The following is a 16470-nucleotide window of genomic DNA, read 5'->3' on the forward strand; positions in this document are numbered from 1 at the left end:
CCGCCTGGAGCCCGGCCGGCAGTGACAAGGTCACGTCGAACCCGTGCCGATCACCGTGTTCCGGGTACGCGGCAGCGACGTCGGTCCGCGGCCGATCCGCGACGACGGGCTCACCACTGCCTCCATGGCTCAACCACACGGAGACGGGGTTCGCCGTGTCCGGGTCGAGCGCCCAGCCACGCACGCGGACGCCCCCCGGGACGACCTCCAGGATCTCGAAGTTCCCGACGGCAGGGCCGCCTGGCACCGTGACCGACCGACACCCCAACGTCGGGTTCCGCCCCGCCGGCATGTTGACCGCGAGGACGCATACCTCGTGGGCGCCGGGTGTCGCCGGAACCGTCACCCCGTACCCGTGCCGGTCACCGACACCGGGCAGGGCGGCACCGACATCGGGACGGCTCAGATCGGCGGTGACCGTCGTCGCAGGAGTGCCGTCGACCCGGACCTCCACTGCGACGGGCGCCGTGCCGGCGTCCGGGTCGACGGCCCAGCCCCGGACACTGATGCCCTGTGGAGAGCTGCCTCGCTCCGGCACGCCGCTCGCCGCGTCGACGGCCCCGTACGGCGCGCCCGGGGGCACGGTGAGCGTCCGGCAGCCGAGCACGCTGTCACTGCCGGCTCCGGTGTTCACAGCGACGACGCAGACGTCGGCGGTGCGCGGCGCCGACGGGAGCGTGACGTCGAACCCGTGAGCGGCTCCGTACGCGGGGAACGCCGCACCGACGTCCGCGCGCGGGCCGTTCGCCAGGACCGATCCCGCCGTGCCGCCGTCCACCTCGACGCGGATCGTGACGGGCGACGTCGTATCAGGATCGATGGCCCAGCCCGTCACCGTGATGCCGCCGCTGCTGCCGACGATCGCCTCAGCGTTGCCGAACGGCTGGCCGACGGATGTCGGGCGCCACCAGCTCGACAGGAGTCCGAACGCCGGGGTGTTGACCGTCGCCGTGCCGGTCGTGCACTCCAGGCGGGCCTGGGTGACACGGCCTCCCAGCTCGCCGCGACCATCCCGCGTCAGGACCATCCGCTGCAGAGTGCCACCGCTGGGGCATGACTGCTGCACACGGCTGACCGAGAGAGTCCCGGTCCATCGACTCACGTCGTCGCCGGGCGCGGTGCCCGTGTAGGGGTCCGGCTGAGCGACGAGGTACGGCCGGCTTCCCGCCCGCGAGTACCCGCCGTTCGACGACGAGAACTGGGTGAAGGCAGGGCCGCCTCCGTAGTAGCGCGCGATGCGTGCCGTCGCGCTGATGGCAGCGTCCGTCCGCGGGTCGAAGCGCTCAGTCACGGCGCCGGAAGCAGTGACCACGGCGGCGCCGCCGTACACCTGGCACTGCGTCGTGTCGCACAAGTCCGCCGTGGCGGCGGTGTTGCGTACGGCGAGGGCGTACGTTCGCGCAGCGATCGCCTGTGCCTGGAGTGCTGCCGCACCCCATGACGCCGGGGACTCGCGCGGCACGACGCCGCGCAGGTACTGCTCCATCGGGACGTGGTTGACCACCTCGAGCGTGGCCGCACCGGTTGGGTTCGCCCGGAGTGCCCCCGGGTACCGGGTGCCCGAACCGTCCGGGCGGTACGCCCACACCTGAGATCCCCCGGAGCCGCCGACCTGGACCGGGCCCGTCACCACCGCCGACGCGCCGACGGCAAGAGGAGCACCCCCGGTCGTCACGGTGAACGCTCCGGCGGATCTGGTCACCTCGACGCGCGCTCCGGGCGGTGCCGTGGCGGACGCGCCCGTGGCCAGATCCGTGATCACCAGGGATCCACCGGGCACCGGGCCGGACGTCATTGTCGCGCCGGCCAGGGCGTCCAGCCGGACTCGCAGCGGGTAGTCCTGGCCGATGTCGTAGCGAGCGGTGCCGGGGTAGTAGAAGTCCAGGATCTGCTCGGCGGTCCGCCCCTGCAGAGCCTGTGCCTGGGCGCCCCACTGCGACATGCCGACGCCGTGCCCCCATCCGCGGCCCTCGACCTGCCATGCACCCGAGGGGGGAGGGGTGTATGCCTCTTCGGTCACGGCGAAGGCCGACGGCGCCGAGACCGGTCCGAAGCCGACCGCCATGATGGCCAGCACCGTCGTCAGCACCCCAGCGAGCCGCCGTCGCATCCGAATCCTCCCGCACCACTCACACACCGCTTCTGCGGGCCGATCCTCACCGTATCCGGCCCGTGACGGCACACCCAAGAAGGCCTGTGCGGCGCGCCGGAGCGCCGGCCACACGAGGGATCCGACGCCTGGCATCCTCGACAGGTCTGCCAAACCGACGCACACTGATCGAGGGGAACGACATGACCCGGTTCGGGCGCATGCGCGGGCTGACGACGACGCTCGCGGTCGGTGCCGTGGCGCTGCTCGGAGCGCTGCCCGCGGGCGCCGCACCGGACGGCGCCGAGCCGACGCCGTCCGCCACGGCGAGCCCGCCCGCGACCCCCGGCCTCTCGGACGAAGGGGAACCCACGTCCGACCCGAGCACCCAACCCACCTCGGTACCGACGCCGGACCCCACCCCGGACGTGGCGCCGAACGAGGCGACGATGACGGTTCCGCCGGCGCCGCCCGCGGCGACCGAAGCGGCGCCGGCGCCCGAGCTGGTCTACCGGGGCGTCGGGCTCACCGTCCCCGCCGGATGGCCCGTACTGGATCTCACCGCCGAGCCTCGGACCTGCGTGCGCGCCGACACGCACGCCGTCTACGTCGGAGCACCTGGCGCTGACCAGGACTGCCCGCCCCTCCTCCTCGGGCGGGTCGGGAGCGTGCTCCTCCAGCCGGTGCCCGCCGAGCCCCCCTTCGGCACAGTGTCCCTGGCACCTGGTCCGCTCCCGGAACCGACCGCTGCGCAACGGGTCGCCGGGGAGCTCGTCGGTGTCGTCGAAGGGACCGACGTCCTCCTCACGATCACCCTCGAGCCCGACGGGAGCGTGCCGCAGGTGGGCGAGGTCGTCGTGACGGCTGACGCGGTCGCGCCGGCGGCGGCACCGCGTCATGCCATGGCCAACCCGACGCCACTGGATCGCTCCTTCACCTGGCACTACGGCGAGGGATTCGACGCGTGCAACGCACCCAGCCTGTCCACCATGCAGGCCTGGCTCGCCTCTCCGTACCGTTCGGTGGGCGTGTACGTCGGGGGCATCTCGCGAGCGTGCGCGGCGCAGCCGAACCTGACCTCCTCCTGGCTGCGATCGATCGCCGGCCTCGGGTGGAAGGTCACGCCGATCTACGTCGGCCTGCAGGCTCCCTGCTCGAACTACACGAACAAGATCACCTACGGCCAGGAGTGGCAGCAGGGCCGCGACTCGGCGCTCGACGCGATCGCGCGGGCGCAGGCCCTCGGCATCGGGCCGGGCTCCGACATCTACTTCGACATGGAGAGCTACACCCAGGGCCCGCAGTGCAGCGGCTCGGTGCGCGCGTTCCTGTCGTCATGGACGCAAGCCCTCAACTACAACGGGTACAGCTCGGGTGTCTACAGCAGCGCGGCGACGGGCATCGAGGACCTCGCGCAAGGCTTCCCACAGCCGGGCTACGTCGCGCCCAACAAGATCTGGATCGCCCGCTGGAACGGGGTCCCGGACGTCTACAGCCACGACAGCTACGTTCCCGACACGCTCTGGGCCCCGTATGCCCGCATCCATCAGTACCGGGGCGGACACAACGAGACGTGGGGCGGCGTCACGATCAACATCGACAACAACTTCCTCGACACGGACCCGAACCGGGGAAGCCCGACCGGCCAGCTGGACGCCGTCTCGGCCACTCCTGGCCTCGTGACAGCACGCGGCTGGGCCCTCGATCCCGAGGCCGAGACCGGGCCGATCCTCGTCCAGATGTACCTCGACGGGCGCACTCAGACGGTCGGCACAGCCGACGCACCGCGCCCCGACATCGGCGCCGCCTTCCCTGCCGCCGGTCCCGATCACGGGTACTCGGTCACCATGTCGGCGAGCGCCGGCTGGCACGACGTGTGTCTCTACGCCATCAACGTCGGTCCGGGATCAAGCCGCAACCTCGGGTGCCGCTCCGTCCTCGTCCCGTCCAGCGACCCGTTCGGCCAGGTCGACACGGTCACCACCAGCGTGGGCAAGGTCACCGTGTCCGGTTGGGCCATCGACCCCAACACGACCGACCCGATCCTCGTGCAGATGTACCTCGACGGACGGACCCAGACCGTCAGCCGGGCCGACCGCGCACGGCCCGACGTCGGTGCCGCGTACCCGAGCGCTGGGCCCGACCACGGGTACTCCGTCACGATGCCCAGCGACGGCGGGCGCCACACGGTCTGCCTCTACGCCATCAACACCGGCGAGGGTGCGAGCGTCCTGCTCGGATGCCGGGTCGTCGACGTGCCCCCGCCGAACCCGTTCGGCAACATCGACGCGGTGACGACCGGGCCCGGGACCGTCAGCGCACGAGGCTGGACGATCGACCCGGACAGCACGGACCCGATCCTCGTCCAGATGTACGTGGACGGGCGCGCGAACTCCGTCGGCCGGGCCGACGGCGACCGCCCCGACGTCGGTGCCGCGTTCCCCGGCTTCGGCTCCCGCCACGGCTTCCAGATGACGATGCCGGCCACGCCCGGAAGCCACGGCGTGTGCCTCTACGGGATCAACACCGGGCCCGGCGCGAGCGTCCTCTTGGGATGCCGCGTCGTCCAGGTGCCCTCGGCGGACCCGTTCGGCTCGGTCGAGTCGGTCTCGGCCGCCTCCGGCACCGTCACGGCGACCGGCTGGGCGATCGACCCGGACACGAGCGACCCCATCCTGGTCCAGCTCTACCTCGACGGCCGCACCCAGACGGTGGTCCGAGCGGACGGGCCGCGCGCCGACGTCGGCGCGGTGTACCCGAGCGCGGGCCAGAACCACGGCTACCGCATCTCGATCGCCGCGACGCGCGGGACGCACACGGCGTGCGTCTACGGAATCAACACCGGCGCCGGCGCCAGCCGGCTCCTGGCGTGCCAGACGGTGACGGTGCCCTGACCGTCCTGCGCTGCCCGACGACGGCCGCCCGGCTCAGGGGCGGTCCGCGGCTGACGCACGAGGCGTGCTGATCGGCTACCCGCGTGACATGCGACGGAGTCCCCCGCGCGCCACGCGGCGGGCCTGGCTCACCGCCGCGTGGAACGCCCTCGCGAGCCGGACGGTCGGCTGTCGGTCGAGCTCGGCGCGGGCGGCCTCCAGTTGACGGCCCGTCTCGAAGAGCAGGTCCCGCGCCTCGATCGCCTCCTGCTGGGCGCGCTGACCGGCTTCCCAGACGCGTTCCGGGGCGACGTCGGGCTGCGGCGTCGAGAACTGTCGGCCGAGCTCGACGCGGACGACCTCGCGGGTGGTGGCGTACGCCTCCGAACCCGGCTTCCCACCGCCCACCCGGGCCTGGAACTCGGCCTCGCGGTCCAGCGCCTTGCGGATCCCGTCCGCGTCGGTCTTGACGCCCGCATGGCGGGCGATCTCCACAGCCAGAGCCGTGACGGATGCGGCGCGCCACACCCGCAGCGGGCGCACCTGGCTCAGGTCGCGGGCCAGGAGGACCGCCCCGCGCAGCTTCGCCTCGTTGAGCGAGATCGCATCCGAACGCCACTCGTCGTCGATGAACCGCCCGACGCCGTCGACGAAGTGCACGTTGTGCGGCAGGACGTCGACCGGCGTCCCCTCGCTGCTCTCCTTCGCGCGGCCCTCGAGCAGTCGGGCCCACACGCCCACGAGCTCCGGGAGTCGCTCGGGCTCCCGCAGGAGCTTGTCGACCAACGACGTGCCGTCGACGGCCGGCTCTGAGTACGGCAGCACCCGGAGGCCGTCGGCCTCACCGTGGCCGAGGAGGACGCTCGTGACGGTGACGACCTCGTCGACGAGGTCCACCCGCTTGAGAACCTGGAAGGGACGTCGGCGGCGCATCGAGAAGTACACCGCGAGACGCTCGGCCGGCCAGAGACCCTCCGGCTCGACGTCGTCGGTACCGCCTCCCGCCTGTGCGACGAGCACCAACGAGTTGGCGAGCTCGCCGGCCGCACCCGCGTCCACCAGCTGCGCCCACAGCCTGCCCTCGTCGACGAGGGCTGGGCGAGGTGTCGCCCAGTCCGGGCTGGGGAAACGGGGGATCTGAACCGCAAGCTCCCGGGAGTGGCACAGGAGCGCGTCGTCGAACACGAGGCGGGTGAGCTTGTAGTCGGGGAAGGCGCCCAGGGCGCGGGCGTCACGGTAGCCGGCGAGCCGCGCGAGCTCGAGGAGCCGCCGACGGCTGAACGTCCTCGCGGGACCGTCCTCGCGGTAGCCCTCGACCGAGTGGAACACCTCGCCGGAGTGGTCCTCAGGCGCTCCGGCGAGGTACTTCACCCCCATGCGGTTCTCGATGGCGAGCACCAGGCGGCCGCCAGGGCGGAGGACACCGCGGAGGGCGGACAGAAACTCGACGTAGGGAGTCGTGTCGTCCTTGCCGCTGCCGACGTACTCGAGCACGCCCACCACGACCACGAGGTCGTATGCCGGCACCTGGGGGAGGTCGGCCACCTCGGCGTTGAAGACCCGGACGTGGGGCAACTCCGCCGTGCGGGCCGCCGCGACGCGCGCCCGAGCCAGGGTCGGCTCGAGGGCATCCACCGACGCGCACCGTTCGCCGAGGTACCGCGTGATCGCGCCGCACCCCGCGCCGATCTCGAGGACGACGGCGTCCGACGGCAGGTCGAGCGCCCGCAGGACGTTCGCCCGCGACGGCGACAGGTGGTACTGCTCCGGCCAGTTGGTGGCGGTCGCGAAGAGCTCGTCGCTCAGCGAGTCGAGCGGCAGGCCGGACGTGGTCATGCGCTCGAAGAGGATCTCCTCCGAACCGTCCAGCCACGACTGCCCGGTCTCGCGGACGATGTGGACGCCATCGACGCGCCGTGTGGGCAGCGCACGCAGCGGCGTCTCCGCCGTCGGATCTGTGCTCACAACACCTGCTCCCGGATCGGCCGGGACGTCATCGTCCGGGCTGGTGACTACGACGATCGGCATGGTGTCGCCGGCGGGTGGGCGCCCCCGGAGACCGAGTGCACCGCCGTGGACAGCCGAACACGAGGATGACGATAGTGGTTGGCGTGGGTCCTCCCTTACTGCTGACGCTGCAGCTCGTCCGAGCGGGGGCGCAGCGAGCGCGGGTGTCACCGCCCGCCCGTCACGTCCCCCCCGACGATCGCGCCGAGGAACGTCCCGCTCAGGACGCTGCCGGTCGCCCGCATCCGCTGCTCGACCCGCCAGTTCAGCTTGTGGACGCCTGAGCCCCGCCGGATCTGCTCGAGGAGGACCGCGTCGAAGGGATCGCCGAGGACGTGCTGCAGCCGATGGGGCGGGTCGAACGAGCGCTCCGGTGTGCGCTCCCAGATCTGCCGACACGGGGTGTTCAGGGTCATGGCGACTTCCGCGAGGAAGTGGATCAGGAAGTAGTGCCCGAGCTGGTCATGCCGGCGCCAGTAGGCGAAGAGCAGGTCGCGCAGGGTCTGGGTCAGGGCGTTGCCGGACGCCGACGTCATGAGCCAGCTCGACATGACGAACGGGTCGCACGGCCTGGAGAAGGCGAAGAAGCCGCTCTCCGCCGCGAGACGCGACACCTCCTCCAGCGGTGCGGTCAGCAGGACCGTTGCGTCGATCCACACCCCTCCCCGTGCCGCCAGAAGCGCGGCCCTGAGGATGTCCGAGAAGTGCGTCTCCGACATGGCGCTCCGGCGAGCGAGGACATGGTCGGGGAGCTCGACGTACGTGGGCCACGTGGAGCTGTCGAGAACGACGACAGGGTGTGCGCCCCGGTGCTTCTGGACGCTCTCCAGGCAGCGCTGGACCAGTGGCGGCGCCTGGTCGACGCCGTCCGCCCAGTACCACCAGACAGGCATCTCGGCCGGGCTCCGCAGGTCCCCCCGGCCCGTCGGCAGGTCGTTCCGGAGGTCGAAGTACAGGTCGACGAGCGAGGACCGGAACTCGGCGTCGGCCGCGCTCCGCTCGTGGATTTCACGGCGAGCGGCGTTGATCCTCATCCGTCGCGGAGCCAGCGCCCACCGGGCCGTGGCCCGCGACGGTCCCAGCCGACCGCGGGGTTCCGCCCCGCCGAGGGCCGTCACGCCTCACCGAGCCGGCACGGTCGCTGTCGGCCGCCGGATCTGGGCCTACTCATGAGAAGACCACGTCCCTGACCGCGCAGAGATAGCCGTGGCCGTGCCGGACGGTCGGCTCGAGGACGGCGCCCTCGGCCCACTCGTTCCACGCATTCACGAACACGAGGCGCTCGGCTTCCGGACGACCCGCGACGGCGTCGGCCGTCGCCGCGAGCCACCGACGGAACGTGTACGGGTTCGAGCCGTGCCAGATGTCGGCTCCCCACTGGCGCCGCGCGGTGTTGTCGAAGTTCACCATCACGGCCGGGAAGAACCCTGGGCGGAGGGTGCGGAGCCGCGTCTCGGCATCGCGCACGAGGGCGTCGTAGCTCAGGAGGTTTCCGTGGAACTCCGCGTCGGCACCGAGATCGGCGTAGTCCACCCAGTCCCACTTGGCGTTGTGGGGAGGGAACCCGTGCGTGCCGTCCAGACCGGCCGTCGCCACGGAGCGGTCGAGGCCGTCGAACTCCTTCGCCACGTCGGCGTTGATGAGCAACAGCTCGCCGACGCCCTCCTCGCGGGCACGACGGCGCCAGTGCTCGAGCACCGCGGGGTAGTCCGGGATCTGGGAGATCCGGTACACCGACACCACCGGGCGACCGGCCACCTTCAGGTACCGCTCGTCCCGGATGAACTCGAGGATGTCGTCGATGAACTGCGTCGCGGGCACGCTGTCGTAGTCCTGACCGATCAGCGTGTCGGATGAGCGGCCGTCCCAGCGCCGCGTCCAGTTCTCGTTGGCCCACATGAGGCAGAACGTCTTCGGGGTGTCGCTCGCGAGGAGCTTCTCGATCGGCATCGACAGCAGCCGTCTGCCCGCGAACCAGTAGTAGTAGTACATGAACCCCTCGACGCCGTACGCCGTCGCGAGGCTCTGCTGCGCCGCCCGCACCGCATCGAGGCGGAGGTCGTAGAAACCGAGGTCGGCAGGAAGAAGGGGCTGCTCGTGCCCTGGGTACACGGGGTGGGCCGCCGTGACGTTCTGCCACTCCGTGAACCCGGTGCCCCACCAACGGTCGTTCTCGTCCGTCGCGTGGAACTGGGGGAGGTAGAAGGGCACGACCCGCAGGCAGCGCTCGGGTTCGGCGTCCGCCGCGTAGCGCTGGGCCCGACCGGCCTCGCCGCGGACGGTGTGCCGCTCCTCCACACGGAGGCCTGCCTCGATCGTGAGGACACCGATGAGTCGCTCGATCGCGTGCGCCGTGGTCCCGTCGACCTGCCCGGCCTCCGGCTCGAAGTCCTCCGCCGAGAGCGCGAGCGACCGCAGGCCTTGCAGGACAATCCCGCGGACCCAGTACATGGAGCCGGCGGGGAAGCGCAGAGCGGACGCCTCGAGGGAGATGCCCAGCCGTTCCAGAAGATCCCGGGCTCCCGGCTCGTCGGCGCCCCAGAACTGGGCGCCGAGCACGCTCCCGTCCGCTGTGACGGCGCCCAGGTCCCGTTGTGACGCGAAGGCGCCGAGGATCTCCGCGACGTTCTCCTCGTCCTTCAGGAGGCACTGGTAGAACGACTCCTTCCACGTGTCCCCCGTGCCGCCGAGCTCGGCGTGCTCGCGACGCCACGTGCTGCGTTTCGTGTGGACCTTGAGCACGAGGTCGTACGGGTCGAGGAGCCCGGCGTTGACCAGGTAGACGAGCGGAAGGATGTCCCGGCCGCGGTTGGGGACGTCGAGGACGGCGACGTTCCGGACGTTGGGCAGAGCGGACACGTCGATGGTGAGCGGAGAGCCTGAGGCGTTCGTGACCAGCAGATCGATCCCGACGGGGACGTTCACGAGCTCACGCAACAGCTCCGGGACGAGGTCCCCGTAGAAGACGTGCAGCACGACGCCGACCCTCGACGGCGACGCGAAGGGGATGGTCTCGTCGGACCGCCACTCGTTCGGGAAGGCACCCGTCCGTCGCCCGCGCTGCCGACGCAGCCAGCTCGACATGCTCGTCCGCGCACCGGAGTCGGGCTTGCGTGGACGCGTCCCCGCGATCCTCGCGCCGACCGCGATCCGGAGTCGCTTGAGCCTTCCTTCGAAGCCCGCCCGAGTGATCCGCCTCATCCGTGCTCCCCCCCTTCGCCGTGCGCCTCGTCGTGCTCCATCCAGTCGGCCACGTCGACGTCGTACAGATCGCGCACCACCTCGGCGACCCGGTCACCATCGGGCGCGAGATGGGGTGAACGCACGACTTCGCGCTTCACGAACGGAAAGCCCGCCTCGAGCAGCCGCCGCCAGCCGATGATCGTCGGGTTGTCCGCCAGGCCGACGACGCTCCCGGCCGGGAAGGCGGCGCCCAGCGGGATGCCCTCACGATGCAGGAGAGTGGCGAGGGCCAGCTCGCCCCGGTGGATGACCAGCTGCTTGTCGTCGTAGTGCCGTACGTCCCGCCAGAAGGCAGCGAGCGCGGGCCTCCGCAGGACGCCGCGCCGGAAGCCCAGGAAGTAGCTCTGGATGTGGCGGGTGAACTGGGCGGTCTCGGTCATCCCCCACACGTCAGTGGTTGACGACGCCAGGAGGTCGAGCTGCGGTGCGATCGACGCGAACGGTCCGACCATGCTGTCGTTGGTGAGCACGAGCGTGTCCGCAGCGGCCAGGTCCGGGTACCGGTCGAGAGCGACCGCCCAGGACCCGAAGTCGTACCCGACGTTGGGCTTGCGCAGCACAGCGACGCGGGAGAGGTCGAGGTCGCCCCACACGAGCGGCCCGGCCGGTGAACTCGACGAGAGGAGCACCGCGTAGCCGGCCGCGGAGAGCTGACCGACGAGGGCCCGGACGGAGAGCGTCACCTGCGGCGACCGGGACCAGTGTGCGATCACGGCCGCCTTGCCGCCCGCGACGGCCGCGGCGAACTCGCCGCCGACCCGCTCCTCGACCACTCGCCCTTCAGTCTGCTCGAGGACCCGCGGGTACGCGTCGGCCAGAGGTGCCGAGCGCCGTGGTGCCAGGACCGCGCGGACCCGACGACCGACCCGCCGCGCCGACACCCTCATGGCGTCGCAGCCGACGGAGCGGTCGAGGGCGAGTCCTCCTGGACGGCCGCACCCCAGCGACCGTGGATCCGGACGGCGCCGCCCTCGGTGCTGCCGCCGCTGCTGCGGACCGGGAGGGGGAATGCCTTCTCGAGCATGTCGTACACATGACCGTGGCTGCGGACGGCGGTGGACATGCGCCAGTTGGCGGGCATGAGGTCCAGACGATCGGTCGTGTAGTCGATGTACCCGACGCCCGGTTCCAACTGGATGGGCACCCCGTGCTCACGCGTGTTGCTGCCGCCGATTCCTGTGCCGTTCTCGTGGATGAACCCGATCCCGATCGTCACGTCGCGGACAGGGACCTTCACGTCGAAGTGCACGCGCAGGGTGAGCGGCTCGTTCGTCAGGACGACCGGGAGGGGCCTGCCCAGCTGGTCCAGCGCCTCGACGGCCCGGACCTGAACCTCGCCGGAACCGCTCCGGACGGCGTCGAGCCCGGCCCTGATCATCCCCGGCTCGTCGTTCGACAGGGCCTCGTTCTCGTTGACCGCGCCGAGGTACTCGCTGATGACCTCGGGCGCCGGGCCGATCGCCCGCACGTGTCCGTGATCGAGCCAGACGGCGGTGTCGCACAGCTCCGCTGCCAGGCCCATCGAGTGCGTGACGAGGACGATCGTGGTGCCCTGGTTCCGCAGCCGGAACAGGTGGTCGAAGCACTTCCGTTGGAACTCCTCGTCACCGACGGCGATGATCTCGTCGACGATGAGGATCTCCGGGTCGAGGGTCACCGCGATCGCGAAGCCGAGCCGGACGTACATGCCGCTCGAGTAGACCTTCACGGGCGAGTCGATGAACTCACCGATCCCGGCGAACGCGATGATCTCCTGGATCGACGACTCGATCTCACGCCGCGACATGCCGAGGATCGAGCCGTTGAGATAGATGTTCTCGCGACCGGTGAGCTCGCCGTGGAAACCGGCACCCAGCTCGAGAAGGGCCGAGACCCGGCCGTCCACGACGACGCCCCCCGACGTCGGGCGGTAGACGCCCGCGAGGATCTTCAGCAGCGTGGACTTGCCCGAGCCGTTGTGCCCGATGAGACCGACGGTGGTGCCCCGGGGGACCTCGAACGAGACGCCTTCCAGTGCCTGGAAGGATCCCGCACGGCGGGACCGGCCCCGCACGACGATCTCCTTGAGGGAGGACCGGCGCTCCGTGTGCAGGCGGAACACCTTGGATAGGTCCTCGACGCGGATGGCCGGCTCGCTCACAGCTCCTCCCCGAGGTCTCCGCCGCGGCGTCGAACGACGAGCGCGGCAATGCCCAGGGCGAGGGCCGCCCAGGCCACCATCGTCAGCCAGGACATCCACGAACCGGCGTCGAGTCCGTAGGTGAGCCCCCGGAAGACCTGGATGAACTGGCTGAAGGGCGTCCACTCGATGAGGACTCTGAGCGGGACCGAGTGCCAGTGCTCGGGCACCAGCGTCAGGGGGTAGATGATCGGTGTCGCGTAGAACAACAGCTGGAGGGCGATCGTCACGAGGTGAGCGAGGTCGCGCATGGTCACGTTGAGGACGGCGAAGATCACCGCGAGCGAGACCGTGAACGTGGTGAACACGGCGGCCCAGACGGGGACGAGCAGCCAGCTCCACCCGACGTTGCCCAGGACGAGCAGCACCGAGAGGAAGAGCCCAAGCTCGATGAGGCTCTGGACCCCCACCGCCACGACCGCGCCGAGCACCGGCGCGTACGGCGGGAAGTAGATCTTCTTGAGCAGAGCGCCTGTCCCGATCAAGCCACTGATCCCGCCGTTGATCGACGACGCGAGGAAGGTCCACGCCGTCAGGCCGGCGAAGAGGAAGAGGACGAAGACGCCGTCACGGCCGTTGCCCAGGTCGGGCGGCTCGGCTCGGAAGATGAACGAGAAGACGACGGTGTAGATCCCCAGCGTGGCGAGCGGCACGATGAGCGACCAGGCCCACCCGAGCGCAGAGCCCTTGAACTTCGACTTCAGGTCACGCTGGGCAAAGTTCCAGACGAGGTTCCACTGACGCCAGAGGGGCGGCGTGTACCGGACTGACCGCACCCGAGGGTCCGTGCGCCGGGCTCGAGGGGCGACGGGAGCCCCGGCATGGCCGTGGTCGCTCAGTGCAGTTCTCCAGGTCTCGGCACGCGCACATCCGCACCCGCTCGCGGCGGCGGATGGGGGAAGGTCCGATCGAGGATACCAGCGTGGACTGCGTACGCTGGGCGGCGTACATCGACAAGGGAGGTCCGCGTGCGACTGCTCGTGACCGGCGGAGCCGGCTTCATCGGCGCCAACTTCGTCCACCAGACGGTCCGCGAGCGGCCGGACGTGCGGGTGACGGTCCTCGACGCCCTGACGTACGCGGGCGACGAGGCTTCCCTCACGCCCGTCGCGGACGCGATCACCTTCGTGCGCGGCGACGTCGCCGACGCCGAGACGGTGGACCGGCTGGTCGGCGACGCCGACGTCGTCGTGCACTTCGCGGCCGAGTCGCACAACGACAACTCCCTGGACGACCCCTGGCCGTTCGTGCAGACCAACGTGGTGGGCACGTACACCCTGCTCGAGGCGGTGCGCCGGCACGGGGCGCGCTACCACCACATCTCCACCGACGAGGTGTACGGCGACCTCGAGCTCGACGACCCGGCGAAGTTCACGCCGGCCACGCCGTACAACCCCTCGAGCCCCTACTCCTCGACGAAGGCTGCGAGCGACCTGCTGGTGCGCGCCTGGGTCCGCTCGTTCGGGGTGCAGGCCACGATCTCGAACTGCTCCAACAACTACGGGCCGTACCAGCACGTGGAGAAGTTCATCCCGCGCCAGATCACGAACGTCGTCGACGGCATCCGCCCCAAGCTCTACGGCAAGGGCGAGAACGTCCGCGACTGGATCCACGTCGAGGACCACAACTCCGCCGTCTGGACGATCATCGAGAAGGGCCGCATCGGCGAGACCTACCTCATCGGGGCCGACGGCGAGATGAACAACCGCGACGTCGTCGAGCTCATCCTCGAGCTCACCGGGCAGCCGCGCGACGCCTACGACCTGGTGAGCGACCGGCCGGGGCACGACATGCGGTACGCCATCGACGCGACGCGCCTCCGCGAGGAGCTGGGCTGGCGTCCGCGCTACGGCAGCTTCCGTGACGGCCTCGCGGCGACGGTGGAGTGGTACCGCGCCAACGAGGCCTGGTGGCGCCCGCAGAAGGACGCCACCGAGGCCAAGTACGCCCGCCTGGGGCGCTGACGCCGTCGGTTCCCGCGCCCGCCGTCAGCGGCCCGGGCGCGGGAACCGATCTCCACGACACCTCCACGACCTTGGCCCGAGGTGCACCCGCCCCGCCCCACCTGCCCACCTATGCTCGTGAGCCGTGACTCCCCGCCACACGGCCACGCCGCAGCACCGCGTCCGCCACGCGCGCCGTCAGCGCCGCCACCCGCTGCTCAGCGGTGCCGCCCTGGTCGCCCTCGCCCTCGTCTCGTTCGTCGGCACGGGTGTGGCCACCGCCATCGTCCGCCTCGGCAACAACATCGAGACGCACGACGTCGCGCAGCTCATCGACGAGGTGCCGCCGAAGCCGAACGTCACGACGCAGCACGACCCCGAGGACGCCTACGAAGGCCGGGCCCTGAACTTCCTGATCATGGGCTCCGACGTCCGCAGCGGTGAGAACGCGGTGATCGGCGGCGAGAACGAGGGCATGCGCTCGGACACCACGATCGTGGCGCACGTCTCCGCCGACCGGAACCGTGTCGAGCTGGTCTCGATCCCGCGCGACTCCCGCGTGGACATCCCCGCCTGCTCCTACCTCGACGGCACGACGTCGCGGCCGCAGTCGGCGCGCTTCAACGCGGCGTTCTCGATCGGCGCGGAGCACGGCGACGTCGGCGAGGCCGCCGCCTGCACCATCAACACGGTGCAGAGCCTCACGGGCATCCCGATCGACGGCTGGATCGTCGTCGACTTCGCGGGCTTCCGGAACATGGTCGACGCCCTGGGCGGCGTGGACATGTGCATCCCCAACGACATGGCCTCGGAGAAGGCGAACCTGTACCTCAGCGCCGGGAACCGGCACCTGGACGGGACGACCGCCCTCGCCTTCGCGCGCGCCCGCACCGGCGAGGGCCTCGGCAACGGGTCGGACATCAACCGCCTCGGCCGCCAGCAGCAGCTGATGGGCGCGATCGCCCACGAGGTCTTCGAGAAGAACCTCCTCACCGACATCGACCAGCTCTACCGGTTCCTCACCGCCGCGACGCAGTCGCTGACCGCCGACCCGCGGCTGGGCAGCATCCGCACGCTCGCGGGGCTGGGCTGGAGCCTGCAGAGCATCCCGGTGCAGAACATCACCTTCATGACCATCCCGCACCGCACGAACCCCGCGGACCGCAACGAGGTCGTCTGGGCCGACGAGGCGGCGCAGGTCTGGGCCAACATCGCGGCCGACGTGCCGATGGTCGGGCAGGCGACCGCGCCGCCGACGACGGAGACGACAGCGCCTGCCGACCCGAACGCGCCTGCCGACCCGAACGCACCCGTGGACCCGAACGCGCCGCCGCCGGCTCCGACCGAGCCGACCGAGGCACCCACGCCCGGCGTCGACCCGTTCACGCCTGCCGACCTCCCGGCGGTCTGCGGCTGATGGCCGACGACCGGCCGCGCGAGAGGCCGTCCGCCAGCCGCGCGCGGCCGGGCGGCGGTGCCCAGCCGGTGCCCCCGCGCCGGACGACGCGCGGCCCGGACCAGACGCCGCCGTCGTTCGTCCCCGAGGGCCGACGGCCCCGGCCGGACGGCGAAACCCGACCGCCCGTCGTCGTGGGCACGCCCGGGCGACCGCAGCAGCCCACGGGTCGGCGCGGCGCCACGCCGCCACCACCCCCGCCTCCGCAGCCCCGCGCCCGGCCGGCGCAGGTACCGCCGGCCGGCCGGGCGTCCGTGCCGCCGTCGGGCACCGCGCGGGGTACCCGCCCACCGGCGCAGACGCCCGGCCGCGCCCAGGGGCAGACCCGCCCGGGGGTCGCGCCCGTCGCGCCCGTCCGTCGGCGCAGCCGCCGACGGATGGTCGTCGTCGCGCTGCTCCTCGTGCTCGCGCTCGCCATCGCGTGGCCGCTGGGCCTGCTGATCTGGGCGAACGGACGCATCCAGCACGTGGCGGCGCTCTCCGGCACGCCGGACACGACGCCCGGCACCACGTACCTGCTCGCCGGCTCCGACGTGCGGGGCGGCGAGGCGGGCATCGTCGACGACGGCGTCACGGGCGCGCGCACCGACACCGTCATGGTGCTGCACGTGCCGACGTCGGGTCCGTCCGCGCTCATCAGCCTCCCCCGGGACACGTACGTGGAGATCCCGGGCTACGGC

The 16470-nt window shown here is 71.4% G+C and carries 11 protein-coding genes; 3 read left to right on the forward strand and 8 right to left on the reverse strand.

Features of this window, described 5'->3' with window-relative positions:
* Positions 1–2110: SpoIID/LytB domain-containing protein (locus AFE02nite_RS16900; protein WP_186814597.1), on the reverse strand; the 2110-nt coding region annotated here is incomplete at its 3' end.
* Positions 2111–2292: 182 nt separating this feature from the next.
* Between AFE02nite_RS16900 and AFE02nite_RS16905 the strand changes: the two genes are divergently transcribed.
* On the forward strand, positions 2293–4983 hold the full coding sequence (locus AFE02nite_RS16905) for a DUF1906 domain-containing protein (protein ID WP_052113654.1): 2691 nt from the start codon (positions 2293–2295) through the stop codon (positions 4981–4983).
* Between the two features lie 75 nt (positions 4984–5058).
* Here AFE02nite_RS16905 and AFE02nite_RS16910 read toward each other — a convergent pair whose 3' ends face one another.
* The 6 genes from AFE02nite_RS16910 to AFE02nite_RS16935 form a co-directional block, all read right to left on the reverse strand.
* The gene (locus AFE02nite_RS16910; protein WP_034245950.1) at positions 5059–6927 is read right to left on the reverse strand and encodes a methyltransferase; all 1869 of its coding nucleotides are present in this window, start codon (positions 6925–6927) and stop codon (positions 5059–5061) included.
* Between the two features lie 209 nt (positions 6928–7136).
* Positions 7137–8003, reverse strand: a complete 867-nt coding sequence (locus AFE02nite_RS16915; RefSeq protein WP_034245948.1) for a capsular polysaccharide synthesis protein — start codon at positions 8001–8003, stop codon at positions 7137–7139.
* Between the two features lie 133 nt (positions 8004–8136).
* Positions 8137–10053, reverse strand: coding sequence for a glycoside hydrolase family 99-like domain-containing protein (locus AFE02nite_RS16920; protein WP_261765689.1), 1917 nt, complete (start codon positions 10051–10053; stop codon positions 8137–8139).
* 113 nt (positions 10054–10166) lie between these two features.
* Positions 10167–10985: a rhamnan synthesis F family protein gene (locus AFE02nite_RS16925; protein WP_052113653.1), complete on the reverse strand. Its 819-nt coding sequence runs from the start codon at positions 10983–10985 to the stop codon at positions 10167–10169.
* Positions 10986–11095: 110 nt separating this feature from the next.
* Positions 11096–12352, reverse strand: a complete 1257-nt coding sequence (locus AFE02nite_RS16930; RefSeq protein ID WP_052113652.1) for an ABC transporter ATP-binding protein — start codon at positions 12350–12352, stop codon at positions 11096–11098.
* On the reverse strand, positions 12349–13167 hold the full coding sequence (locus tag AFE02nite_RS16935; protein ID WP_146820097.1) for an ABC transporter permease: 819 nt from the start codon (positions 13165–13167) through the stop codon (positions 12349–12351). The genes AFE02nite_RS16930 and AFE02nite_RS16935 overlap by 4 nt, the downstream gene beginning before the upstream one ends.
* Before the next feature lie 192 nt (positions 13168–13359).
* Here AFE02nite_RS16935 and rfbB point away from each other — a divergent pair, with 192 nt between their 5' ends.
* Both rfbB and AFE02nite_RS16945 read left to right on the forward strand, forming a co-directional pair.
* Entirely contained in the window at positions 13360–14355 is a 996-nt protein-coding gene (gene rfbB / locus AFE02nite_RS16940; protein WP_034245943.1) for a dTDP-glucose 4,6-dehydratase, read from the forward strand.
* A gap of 124 nt (positions 14356–14479) precedes the next feature.
* Positions 14480–15751 (forward strand): LCP family protein, encoded by a 1272-nt coding sequence (locus tag AFE02nite_RS16945; protein ID WP_052113651.1) that lies wholly within the window; start codon positions 14480–14482, stop codon positions 15749–15751.
* Here the strand turns inward: AFE02nite_RS16945 and AFE02nite_RS17885 are convergent.
* A complete protein-coding gene (locus AFE02nite_RS17885) occupies positions 15717–16427 on the reverse strand; it encodes a hypothetical protein (protein WP_261765690.1) in 711 nt (236 codons plus the stop codon). The two genes, AFE02nite_RS16945 and AFE02nite_RS17885, sit on opposite strands and share 35 nt — an antisense overlap.
* Positions 16428–16470 lie beyond the last annotated feature (43 nt).

It is taken from the genome of Actinotalea fermentans, assembly GCF_007991475.1.
GTDB lineage: Bacteria > Actinomycetota > Actinomycetes > Actinomycetales > Cellulomonadaceae > Actinotalea > Actinotalea fermentans.